Source organism: Lysinibacillus sp. RS11, from assembly GCF_042019215.1.
GTDB lineage: Bacteria > Bacillota > Bacilli > Bacillales_A > Planococcaceae > Lysinibacillus > Lysinibacillus xylanilyticus_A.
Map to the genome: position 1 here is coordinate 4,418,569 of NZ_CP168124.1, position 12,398 is coordinate 4,430,966.

Sequence of the window (12,398 nt, forward strand, 5' to 3'; positions counted from 1 at the left end):
AGAAAAAGGAAGAGAGCTGGCTCTCTTCCCTTTTTTATTTCACACCTAAATACTCTTCTAACGTTATATTTTGTTTTTTAATTTCTTTTGCCTTGTCACTGCCAACATAACGGTAATGCCATGACTCATACATATAACCTGTGATGTCCTCTTTATCTTTTGGGAATCGTAAAATAAAGCCGAAATCCTGAGCATGTGTCATTAACCATTGTCCCGCTGGTGTTTCGCCGAACTCCTCAGTCAACCATAAATCTTCCTTGCCACGCTCCCCAATATCAAAGGCCAAGCCAGTTTGATGTTCTGAGTATCCTGGGCGTGCACTATAACGATCAGCGGCAGCCTGTCCATCACGATTAACATAGTTATTATATAACTTTGTTTGATAATCAAAAGATCGATAGCCACTGAATGCTACTAAATCAAATCCTTGTTGTTTTGCAGCAGCCAACATTTGATCTAGGGCTTGGCGTGCCTCAGGATTCTCGCCTGGCGCAAAGGTAGATGGTAGCGGATATATCTTATTGGCTAGTAAGATACCATTAATATATGTCGGTTCAGTTGGTAACGTTTGATTTGGTAAATAGCCATTCTCATCCGGCTGTTGCTCAGGTTTCACAGGATTTTCGGTTGTTTTTTTCGGTTCTTCCATTGTAGGCGAGTCTTTTTCAGCTTGTTCTGTTGTAAGTTTTTGCTCATCTGATGCATTACTTTTTTGGTTATTTTTATAGTTATAAACTACAAAAATAGATACAATTAGTGCCACTGAAATCAAAGCCCCAAGGATAAGTGGTAGACGTTTGTTTTTCACTATTTTGACCCCTTTTATAGTTATCAAGTACTACAGTTTAGTTCTTAGTTCTTTATTTGTTAAAAAAAGAAGAACAAACCTACAGTAAGTACTGATTACAGTTTTACTTTATTGGTATAGTTTCATTTTAGCACTGTTCACAATTTAAAGTGTACGTTTTCACCGTAGATTTTAAAATTAGTCGGTTAGCCTGTGACAATGGTAATAAACACTGCTATAGAAGCAACCGTGAAAAAGATTGCCATGTATTTCATCCATTTTGCCTCTTTTATATAACCTTGCTCTTTAAAACTTTTGGCTCTAAAACCATTCGATAGGGCAAACATAATAGTCATAGCAAATACTGCAAAATTAAAATTACCCATGATCATAAATACAATAGCTGCAATACTAAAAAACGCGACTAGAATAGATGATAGCCACTTTTTATTCATCTTGCTGTCCTCCTAAAAAAATCGAGGCTACGCAGGCGCCTCGACATAAATTAATTTATGATTTTACTTTTTCCGGATGCTCCGAATAGAATTTTCGACCGATATATGTTTGAAGTATCAATAATGCACCGCCGACAGACCAGTAAAGTGGTAGAGCTGCCATAGATGTCATTGAGATAAAGACAATCATAATTGGTGAAATATAAATAAACATTTTCATTTGTGCTTTTTGTTGCTCTGGCACTGTCCATAATGACACACGTGCTTGGATTAAATATACAATACCCGCAATAATTGTCATAGCGGTATCAGGTGAACCTAAGCTAAACCATAAAAACTCATGTGATTTCACATCTGTAGAATATAAAATAGAGAAATAAAGACCCATGATAATCGGCATTTGAATTAACATTGGTAAACAACCCATATTGAGTGGATTGATGCCATGTTTTTGATATAATGCCATCATTTCTTGTTGATGCTGCATTTGTTCTTCTTTTGTCTTTGCTTCCTTCATTTTTTTCTGAACAGCTTCCATTTCAGGCTTAAACGCATCCATCTTCGATTTCATCAATTGTTGCTGACGATAATTTTTTAACATAATCGGCATTAAAATTAATCGAATAAGGACCGTAATTGCGATGATCGCTAAACCATAGTTACCTGAAAAAATAGTGTTACCGAAAAATTCCAGTAAAAATTCCATAGGTTTTACAAAAAGACCATAGAAAAAACCTTCTTTGTCTTGCACAGCTTGACAGCCACTAAGAACAAAAACGACAAGTCCAAGCATTGAAAATAGCTTCAATTTTTTCATTTTTCCACCTACTATTATTTATCAACTAAAGTGAAGTATACATTATAAGATCTATCTTTATCAAATAGCAAGTGCTACTAATTATTATTATCGCCCTACGTTGTCAGCATAAAAAAGATGCGAGAGCTTTAGCATTGCTAATACGTCCGCATCCTATTTATTCATCATATGTCCCTCTTTTCAGAGGATCTTTGAACACCCGCTGAAAAAAAATAGCTAAATGTTTTGAAGCTCAGACTCTGTCATCTCAAAACGATAAAATTCATGATGTAGCTCATCTCGGAAATGTTTGGGTGTTACCCCAGTATACTTTTTAAAGATGCGGGTGAAATAGCTTTGGTTACAGAAATGGAATTGGTCTGAAATAGAAGTAATACTTTTATTTGTGTGCCTTAGATAGTATTGAGATTCCTCTACTCGACGAACATTTAAATATTCAACTAGTGTAATCCCAACATGTTCTCTAAAAATACGTGATAAGTGACTAGTACTTATATGAAAATTATTTGCGATGCTTTCCACTGTTAAGTCATTTTCCAATTCATCATTTATATACATTATCACTTTATTAACGGTCTGATGACGAAAAGTCGGTTGCTTGCGATCTGCAATAAAATAGACAAAGAAATCTATTAAATCATCAGCGAATTGTAAAAATTCCGCGTCTTTCATCTGATTTTCGATCATATCATTACAAGCAACGTTAAAAGCAAACGCTTTCTTCGAAGGTACTTGGTTGTCTAGCAATTTACGAGCAACAATTGACGACAAAACAGAAAAATAGCTTCGAACAATTTTAATGACTTGTTTGCCAAAACGTATTGAAAGAATATCAATTAACTCATGCAAAGATTTCTTAGCCTTTGCAGATTCTAAATGGTAAATTTCAAATATTAATTTCGACTCAATATTAAAAAATTCTTCAACACCGATGTATTGGTTAATGCTATCGATTTCTTGGAAGTATCTTTTTGATATCGTTTCTGACATAGAATGTTGATGTAGTTGCATAATCTTCCCCATCTTTCCTCAGATTGCTCGAATCACTTTTACAAATTTTGACACCGAACTACAATAAGAAAATAGTTTTCCTTATTGACAATATAAACTGAGTCCTATTTCACAATTATATATGGCATATAACTTAAAAATAACCCAACTAAACCATCAGTTTACAATAAAAATAGACTATACAGTGAATTTTACCATATTCTGCGATTTTCTTTCAACCACATTTTGTCTTTCTCTCTAGTGCTAATTTATCATATATATATAGTAGAAACCTCGTAAACTTATGTTGCACAATTAGATTTTACCATATACATATCAAAATAAATTAGTAATTATTTAAATTTTGTTACAAATTATGTAAGGTTATAACACCTATATATTTCATTAATCGACATTTCTCTTTTTTATTCCGAAATCTTCTCTATATAATTTATACGAATATGTAGTAAAATAGATGATAATACTATTTTTAAAAGTTTAGACGAGGTGTTAATAGTGGATCCAAAACAGATAGAAGAAATTATGGAGATTATTAAGGAATTCTTCCCTGAGAATACTTCCATCGCAATTTCCGATACAAACGAATACTTGTATTACCAACCGAGCAAGAAAGTTGATTTAAAAATCAAGCCTGGCGATCCAATTAAAGAAGGTTCAGCAGCTCACAAAGCATTAAGCTATGGGCAAAAGATAAGCTCTTATATTGAACCTGATGTATTTGGCATTGCATATTACGGCATGAGTATTCCTTTAATGGAGGAAGGCGAAACTAAGGGTGCTATTACTGCTATCTTCCCACAAAAGCCATCAGCATTTTTAACGAACTACATTACAATTAAAATTGATGATTGCTGGTACCCAATCAAGCATGATCAAGTCATTTATCTTGAAACACAGCTCCGAAAAACATTTGTTAAAACAATGAGTCGTGAAGGTTATCACCGCTTAAACCTAAGTGATCTTGAGCTATTTTTAGCACCTGACTCATTTATACGTTGTCACCGCTCATATATTGTTAATATTGACTACATTGATGAAATTCAACCAGATTCACATTCAACGTTTTTATTAATCATGAAAGATGGTACTCGTATTCCTGTTAGCCAACGCTACGCAAGTTACTTCCGTCGTTCTTTAGGTTTCTAATCTTTTATAAGTACAGCGAACATTTTCTTATTGAAATTGTTCGCTGTACTTTTTTGCTCACTAAAACAAGCTTATAAGTGCTCATTACTTATATTAGTTGATTGGAGTGAGACTGGGCGACTCCTCGGGGATTAGCGATAGAGCGCCCAGTAGGAACAGAAATCAACCACACGTTATGGTGATGAGCCAAGGAATTCACAAAAAAATAATACAGCTCTACATTAAAACGTTTTCTCTGTCGAAAATTCAATTTTATGCTCATTTTTCCTGTTTTTACTCATTTTAATGCTATTTCTAAAGTTTTTGTGACAATTTGGTGATAGTATTATTCAAATGGTTGGAGTCATACTACAACCGAATAAACAGAAAATTCTTACAGAACTTTTTCTAGTTTTGTAACCGGTTTCCATCAATACTTTTTAGGGGAGGATTTTTTAATGGATGCAAATGTTCAAAAACGCCTAGGCTTAAAAGAACTTGAAAGTAAAATTGTTACTGCTGAAGAAGCTGCAGCGCTTATCTCTAACGGTGATGTAGTTGGTATGAGTGGATTTACTCGTGCGGGGGACGCGAAAGTTGTTCCTATGGCTTTAGTAGAGCGCGCTAAAAACGAAAAATTCAAAATTGATGTATATACAGGAGCTTCTTTAGGACCTGAAGTTGATAAATACCTAGCTGAAGCTGGTGCTATCCGCAAACGTGGACCATTCCAAGGTGATGCTGGTATCCGTAATTTAATTAACTCTGGGGATGTCCTTTATGTAGATGCTCATCTTTCACATAACGCTGAATTAGTTCGCCAAGGAATTATTGGACCAATTAAATATTTAATTCTTGAAGCTGTTGCTATTACAGAAGATGGACTTATTATCCCAACAAACTCAGTAGGTAACTCACCTATCTTCGCAGAATATGCTGAGAATATTATTGTCGAATTAAATATCTCTCACCCAGAAGCTTTAATAGGTATCCACGATATCTATGTACCAGCTGAGCAAGGTCAACGTGAAGCGATTCCAATGACTGATGCTATGCAACGCATTGGTGACATCGGTATTAAAGTAGACCCTGCTAAAATTAAAGCGATTGTTATTTCTGAAGAGCCAGATGCTCCTTCATTAATCGTTCCGCCAGATGAAGAAACACAAACAATGGCGAACATTTTATTAGACTTCTTCCGCGATGAAATTAAGGCTGGTCGCTTAACAAAACAATTAATGCCATTACAATCTGGTGTAGGTTCTGTTGCAAACGCTGTACTTGACGGCTTCGCAAATTCAGAATTTGAAGATTTAGTTGTTGCTTCTGAAGTACTTCAAGATGCAGTATTCAACTTAATTGATGCTGGTAAAGTTAAATTTGCAGCAGCTACTTCAATTACACTAACTGAAGAATTACAGAAAAAAGTATACGGCAATTTAGAAAAATATGCTGATAAAATTTGCTTACGTTCACAAGAAATTTCTAACCACCCAGAGCTTATCCGTCGTTTGGGTCTAATCTCAATCAACACTGCTCTTGAATTAGATATCTATGGCAACGTAAACTCAACACACGTATCTGGTACTCGTATGATGAACGGTATCGGTGGTTCAGGTGACTTTGCACGTAACGCACGTCTAGGTATTTTCGTTACTAAATCATACGCAAAAGGCGGCGCTATCTCTTCAATCGTGCCAATGGTTTCTCACGTAGACCACACTGAACATGATGTTGATGTAATCGTAACTGAGCAAGGTATTGCTGATTTACGTGGTCTTGCACCACAAGAGCGTGTACCTTTAATTATCGAAAACTGTGCACACCCAGATTACAAAGAACAACTTTGGGATTACTATAACCGTGCTCTAGAAGCAACTGGCGGCCATCAAACACCTCATATTTTAGAGGAAGCACTTTCTTGGCACGTAAATCTTGCTAAAAACAAAACAATGAAAAAAGAAGTTGCTAAAGCTTAATAACCCAAAGAACGCCTACTAAGTCAAATCTTATTAGGCGTTCTTTTTTGTCGAAAATGGTATAATAAAGTGATAGTTTTAAATTTGGCTTTCTCAGTAGTCAAATATTAAATGTCACCAAATACGTAATTTCCCGTCGGAGGAACTATGAAGAAATTTATATATTTAATTATATTCTTTTCATTTTTTGACCTATTTACCCAGCTTCCTGTCATGAGTACATATGCTGAATCCTTAGGAGCATCAGCCTTCTTAACTGGTCTAGCAGTAGGCATGTATTCTCTGTCCAATACAATCGGTAATATTATTTCTGGCTTTTTAACAGATCGTAAAGGTCCCTTTGTTATTTTAATCCTAGGACTATTAACGACAGGGCTATCATTATCACTATATAATTTAGTAGACGATCCTATTATTCTATTAATAGTCCGTTTTGTACATGGATTAGTTGCTGGTCTAACCATCCCTGCTGCATTCACATTTTTAGCAAATGCAACTGAGCAAGAAAAACGAGGTAAGGGTAGTGCTATTTCCGGAGCGTTCGTCGGCATTGCTGCCATAATCGGTCCTGCATTTAGTGGTATTTTAGCAAGTCGTACTAGTGTACCATTTGTCTTTAATATAACAGCAAGCTTTATGATTTTGTTAGGTATCCTTGCCTTTTTCTTACTAAAATCCAATCAAATAAAAAAACAACAATCTGAACCAAGTACAAACATTCCTATCAGTGTATTTTTTAAAAATACACTTACATTAAAGGCATTCTTAGGGGCATTCTTTTTAATGTTTTCTCAAGGCGTCATCGCCTATTTACTTCCTCTAAAAGTGCAATCTTTAGGCTTCGATTCACGTTTAAGCGGGACATTGATGAGTACCTTTGGAATTATTGCTGTACTTGTATTTATTTTGCCTACTAATCGTATTTTCGATAAGGTTGCTCCAATTAAAACTTTAGCACTTGGTATTGCTTTAATGGGAGTAAGTCAATTATTAATTAGTCAAGCAGATTCAAGTACATTACTTTATATTGCAATGGCTTGCTACGGTATCGGGTTTGGCTTCTTATTCCCGTCAGTTAATTCACTTTTAATCGACTCAACAACTGCTGAGATTCGCGGAAAAGCCTATGGTTATTTTTATGCATTCTTCTCACTAGGAGTTGTCTTAGGTTCCTCCTTGCTCGGATGGCTCTCACTAGGAATTGTCAGTGGCTTTATATTTACTGGCGTTGTCTTGTTAGTATTTGCAGCTATTATTATAATCACACACAAAAAACCTTCTCACGTTTGATATGCTCCCCTTTAGGTAGACAGATTAAAAAATAAAAATCTGTTTATCTAGGGGGCATTTTTTTATGGCTCGAAGTAACCACTCAAAAGATGAAAAATTAGCGGTTCTAAGACTTCTTCACAAAGGACAAAAGACAATTTCAGAATTAGCTACTATATTTCAGGTTTCTTATAAAACCATTGAAGAATGGAACTACAAATATGAAATAGATGGAGAAATTGGCCTTGAAGAGTCCACTTCTTGGAATTCTTACTCGAAAGAGCTAAAGTTAGCAGCTGTACAAGACTATTTATCTGGACAATATTCTTTAAAAGAAGTTACAAGAAAATACAAGATTTCTGACAAATCCGTTTTGAGAAATTGGATTCAAAAGTATAATAGTCATAGAGAATTAAAGGATACCGGTAAAGGAATGACAAACTCTATGACTAATAAAAGAACAACGACGTTAGAAGAAAGAATACAGATTGTAAATTACTGTCTAGAACATCAGAAAAACTATCAGCTCGCTGCAGAAACCTATGAAGTGTCTTATCAACAGGTGTATCAATGGGTCAAAAAATTCGAAGTAAATGGTGAAGAGGCTCTGCAGGATAAACGTGGTCGCAAGAAAGAAGAACAGGAATTAACAGCTGAAGAAAAATTTAAGCTAGAAATGAAACGTTTAGAACGTGAAAATGAACGATTACGCGCAGAAAATGCCTTTTTAAAAAAGTTGGAAGAACTCGAAAGGAGGAATCGTTAACAAGCGTTCGTTTACAAAATAAATATAGAGCGATTCAAGAGTTACATGCGAAAGAAAATCTGCCAGTAATCCTTTTATGTGATATTGCCGGTTTATCTCGTGCTGCCTATTATAAATGGCTACAACGTACACCAACAGATAGAGAGCTAGAGAATAAAGCGATTCTTCAGGATATCCAAGCTATTTTTCGACAAGTCGAAGGAATTTATGGATATCGAAGAATGACTTTAAATATCAATCGTAAATACAATAAAAAGTTCAATCACAAACGTATTTATCGATTAATGCAAATCAGTGGTTTACAATCCGTGATTCGCCGAAAAAGAAAGCGATATGTTTCTTCACCTGCACAACATGTCGCTGAAAATCGATTAAATCGTGAATTTACTGCAAGCAAACCCAACGAAAAATGGGTAACAGATGTGACGGAGTTCAAATTAGGAAATGGAAAGAAAGCTTATTTAAGCGCTATTCTAGATCTTTACGATGGCTCTATTATCAGTTATGTATTGGGGCATTCAAATAATAATGAATTGGTATTTAAGACGTTTGATTTAGCAATGCTTACTTTAAAAGATGGAGAACAACCGTTACTTCATAGTGATCGTGGCTATCAGTACACATCACATGGATTTAAAAGAAGAATAGATGGAGCAGAGATGATTCATAGCATGTCCCGTGTAGGCAAATGTATAGATAACGGACCAATGGAATCATTTTGGGGAACATTGAAATGTGAAAAGTATTATTTACATAAGTACCAAACATTTGAAGCGTTACAACAAGCGATTGAGGATTATATCCAGTTTTACAATAACGATAGATACCAAGAACGATTAAACGGCTTAAGCCCATTAGAATATAGGGCTAAAGCCGCTTAAAAGCTTTTTATTATTTCCACTGTCTACTTGACAGGGAGCAGTTCAGTTTAAATGAGAAGGTTTTTTATTTATTTCTTTTTTTCATGAATTTCTTCATGATAATAATGAATACCTGTATGTCCTCCACCTTCAGCAACCATTTCGTTTGAAGCTATTTTCGTTGGGGATGTTCCAGCTTCTGTCGCGACTTCAGTAGTTATACGTTCTGAAATGTTTGTGTGCATGTCCATATTCGTTGTATTCAGATAAGATCCCAATTTAGATTTTGCACCATTGAACATACTTAATGCTTTATCTCGGTTTTCTTTTTTACTTAAATAAGATGCTGCTAATCCAGCTAACCCTGCAATCACAACACCTGTTCCTTTACGTTTTGCCATTATAAATCCCTCCCAAAATAGTGGCTCGTATTATATCTTTTCCTTATTTTTATTAGACTAAACATAATTTTTATTTATGTTATAGCATATATAAGGTGAGAATTCTCTATCCCTTTCGTTTCTGTTAGATCGTTATAGTGAGGATCCTAATTTTGTAATTATTTATGATTATAAAGGATGAATAAAGGTAATTAATGTATTAATACTAGCAACAGGAGAGTGGTTATTATGAAAGATCTAGACTTAGTATATGATTGGGTAGATTTGGCTTCATTAATAGGTGGAGCGAGTCTCTTAACTGCACTAATTTATAGTATCCTTTTACTGTGAGGAGCATCTTGGATATTTTTCCACAGGAATCAATTATGCATTCATCTCACCACCTATAGAGCGGACGACTTCTGTACCTGCCACTTCGCTTTCGGTACAAAAAACTTTTGCTAAAAAAGTTAAAAGGCAATCTGCATACTTAACAATTGCAGATCGCCTTATTTTTTATTGTTTTACATCATCATAAGCATTAGATTTTTCAAATGCTGCAACTACATAGGAACAAACAGCTTCCATTTTATAGCCATTTCCACGGGCGTATGCCGCTGCATATTCTAATAATTTTTTGGCCACACCTTGTCCACGGAGCTTATCTGATACATATGTGTGATCCATTACCATTACTTGCCCCTTTTGTTGCCATGTAATTTCTGCTAACCTTTCCCCTTCTTGCTCATAGACAAAAGCAAGTTTATTTTCTGCTAGCTGCTGTAATTGAAATTCCATTTCTCATCACTCCTTTTTTTCATAGTAACATAGCCTTTTACATTTTTACAAAGATAGTGGGTGCACTTAAAAAATCCAATCCCTTGAACAAAGATGATAAAAATAAAAGAATCTGCTCACTTTCCTCTAGCAATCAGGAGGAAATGTTGCAGACTCTTTTCTATGAATTAATTAAACCATGAAGAAATTGTATCCTTTAAATTAGCAAAGAAATTTTGCACACTTGCCCAAAATCCTTCATCTTCCATAAGTGCGCCAAATTTCTCTTTTATTGTATTGCTAATATCATCTAATTGTTCAGACCATTTACTAAAATCAATGTCTAGCTTACTAATTTTGTCCATCAAATCAACTAGCAATTGACGGTCCTGTTCACTTAAATTAATTTCAAGCTTGTTTAATTGCTCTTGCACAATCTGTTCAACATCTTCTCGAGTTGCTGGCTTTGATTCTGCAATTTGTTTTTTGATTTCCGTTAGTAATTGTGCAACCTTGGCATCGTCCACCCCTGCTGATTGTGCAAGAGTAGTTGCAACAGATAGTTCTTCATTGGCAACATCTGTACGATCAATATCAAGTTTTTCACCTGTTGTTACTTCGTAGGCTTTGTAAATTCCCACAAGCGCTGAATGACCTGTTACTGCTTTTGGTGCAGCCACCTGTACTGTTGCATCTTCAATACCTGCTGTTAGCATTGCGTTTGCATACATTTCAGACGTAACTTGTGTAATATTTGATGGTGTAACAATCTCAATAACTAAACCTTCTCCTGCATTCTTGCGCGTAATTTTAGCAGAAGAATACATACGAGAGCTTGAATTACTATCTTTAATATATTTAACTAAGTCTTGACCTGATACTGTTATTTCTTCAATTTCAGGCTCTTCATCCACTTTTAATGATTTTTTAACAGACTCTTTTTCAGCCTCAGATAAGTTTGCTCCATATACGACGATCGGTACGCCTAGTTTTTCATCAATTGCTTTTGGTGGCGTATTATCAGCTGCAAAACTTGTTGCTGGTGCCATCACGCCAAATACTAACATAGTCGCTGTTAGTATTTTCATCCACGTTTTTTTCAAATTGTGTGACCCCTTTCGTTAGAAAACACATTTGGTCTGTATAATGTACGCCATTATACAGTAATTAGTACGAAAAAAAGACGAGAAGGTTTCAATGTTGTCTCTCGTCATTTCTTTTATTCTGGCAGTATCCCCACTCTTTAGCATCTCACTATTTCGTGGCTTCTTATGCCCTAAATTTCTTCAGTCCAACCGTTTTGCTGTTTCACTTTACCAGCTTTCAGCAGTGTTCCTAATGCACGTTTAAATGCAGCCTTACTCATATGGAACATTTCTTGAATTTCTTCAGGAGAGGATTTATCGCCAAAAGGCATTTTGCCCCCAACCTCTTGTAAATAGTTTAAAATTCGCTGAGCATCGTCAGAAATACGCTCATGCTTACGTGGTAAAAGTGAACCATTCATTGAACCATCATCTTTTACATCAATTATACGAACAACTACGTCTTGTCCAAGACGAGGTTCTGCATTACGCTCTGATTCATGGACAAAAATGCGGTACGGAATTTCTACGCCCAATAAAAATGAGCCTACTGGTAATAAACGATATGGGCGTGCCTTAATGTTTTTATTGTGCATGTCTTCAAATGCACCTTCATATAATTCCGAGATTTTTTCTTCAGTTGCTAAACGTCCAAATAAATCACCATTGCGATCTGTACGTAATGTCATAAATACATGGTCGCCTGGCGCTGGCCAAAGCTCTGTTATTGCAGGTAAATCTTCCGCTTTCACTAGCACTTCACGTGAAGTACCGATATCTACAAAAGCCCCTTCACGCTCGGCTACTCTTAGGACACGAGCCCAACCGTATTCACCTTGTACGAAAGTGGGGATAGCTGTCGTAGCCGCTAAATCACCACGACGATCCGCAAATAAAAATACTTCAAGGCGATCACCTACTGCAAGTGGCTCTGTTACCTCTGAAGCATTTAAAGGTAGTTCGTCAACTCCATTTGTTAAGATCCATTTCGATGCTTGTTGCTCTAATACAGTTAACGTAACAACTTCACCTGATTTTAATTCGTTCATATTGTCTTCCTTTCCTTCACACCATCATTTTCGCAAAA

The 12,398-nt window shown here is 35.6% G+C and carries 12 protein-coding genes; 4 read left to right on the forward strand and 8 right to left on the reverse strand.

Annotated features, from left to right (window positions below):
- Positions 1-34 precede the first annotated feature (34 nt).
- The 4 genes from AB9L17_RS22770 to AB9L17_RS22785 all read right to left on the reverse strand — a co-directional run bounded on the left by AB9L17_RS22770 (position 35) and on the right by AB9L17_RS22785 (position 3,070).
- The gene (locus AB9L17_RS22770) at positions 35-808 is read right to left on the reverse strand and encodes a M15 family metallopeptidase (RefSeq protein WP_068986742.1); all 774 of its coding nucleotides are present in this window, start codon (positions 806-808) and stop codon (positions 35-37) included.
- A gap of 185 nt (positions 809-993) precedes the next feature.
- Positions 994-1,242, reverse strand: coding sequence for a hypothetical protein (locus AB9L17_RS22775; RefSeq protein ID WP_068986741.1), 249 nt, complete (start codon positions 1,240-1,242; stop codon positions 994-996).
- 55 nt (positions 1,243-1,297) lie between these two features.
- A complete protein-coding gene (gene yidC / locus AB9L17_RS22780; RefSeq protein ID WP_068986740.1) occupies positions 1,298-2,059 on the reverse strand; it encodes a membrane protein insertase YidC in 762 nt (253 codons plus the stop codon).
- Between the two features lie 216 nt (positions 2,060-2,275).
- Entirely contained in the window at positions 2,276-3,070 is a 795-nt protein-coding gene (locus AB9L17_RS22785; RefSeq protein WP_068986739.1) for a helix-turn-helix transcriptional regulator, read from the reverse strand.
- A 495-nt stretch (positions 3,071-3,565) separates the two neighbouring features.
- Between AB9L17_RS22785 and AB9L17_RS22790 the strand changes: the two genes are divergently transcribed.
- The 4 genes from AB9L17_RS22790 to AB9L17_RS22805 all read left to right on the forward strand — a co-directional run bounded on the left by AB9L17_RS22790 (position 3,566) and on the right by AB9L17_RS22805 (position 9,090).
- Positions 3,566-4,216 carry a LytTR family DNA-binding domain-containing protein gene (locus tag AB9L17_RS22790; protein ID WP_053593997.1) on the forward strand — a complete coding sequence of 217 codons (651 nt, stop codon included), beginning with the start codon at positions 3,566-3,568 and terminating at the stop codon, positions 4,214-4,216.
- Between the two features lie 437 nt (positions 4,217-4,653).
- Complete coding sequence (locus AB9L17_RS22795; RefSeq protein WP_068986738.1) at positions 4,654-6,174, forward strand: succinate CoA transferase; 1,521 nt, start codon at positions 4,654-4,656, stop codon at positions 6,172-6,174.
- Positions 6,175-6,321: 147 nt separating this feature from the next.
- A complete protein-coding gene (locus AB9L17_RS22800; protein WP_068986737.1) occupies positions 6,322-7,464 on the forward strand; it encodes an MFS transporter in 1,143 nt (380 codons plus the stop codon).
- Positions 7,465-7,528: 64 nt separating this feature from the next.
- A protein-coding gene (locus tag AB9L17_RS22805) for an IS3 family transposase (RefSeq protein ID WP_375199824.1) occupies positions 7,529-9,090 on the forward strand; the annotation gives its coding sequence in 2 pieces (ribosomal slippage) (positions 7,529-8,186 and positions 8,186-9,090; 1,563 coding nt in all).
- Between the two features lie 68 nt (positions 9,091-9,158).
- Here AB9L17_RS22805 and AB9L17_RS22810 read toward each other — a convergent pair.
- From AB9L17_RS22810 to AB9L17_RS22825, 4 genes are all read right to left on the reverse strand, one after another.
- Positions 9,159-9,470 (reverse strand): hypothetical protein, encoded by a 312-nt coding sequence (locus AB9L17_RS22810; RefSeq protein WP_068984884.1) that lies wholly within the window; start codon positions 9,468-9,470, stop codon positions 9,159-9,161.
- 495 nt (positions 9,471-9,965) lie between these two features.
- Positions 9,966-10,247, reverse strand: coding sequence for a GNAT family N-acetyltransferase (locus tag AB9L17_RS22815; protein ID WP_068984885.1), 282 nt, complete (start codon positions 10,245-10,247; stop codon positions 9,966-9,968).
- Between the two features lie 167 nt (positions 10,248-10,414).
- Positions 10,415-11,329 (reverse strand): DUF1002 domain-containing protein, encoded by a 915-nt coding sequence (locus AB9L17_RS22820; protein ID WP_068984886.1) that lies wholly within the window; start codon positions 11,327-11,329, stop codon positions 10,415-10,417.
- A gap of 173 nt (positions 11,330-11,502) precedes the next feature.
- On the reverse strand, positions 11,503-12,360 hold the full coding sequence (locus tag AB9L17_RS22825) for a CvfB family protein (RefSeq protein WP_068984887.1): 858 nt from the start codon (positions 12,358-12,360) through the stop codon (positions 11,503-11,505).
- Positions 12,361-12,398 lie beyond the last annotated feature (38 nt).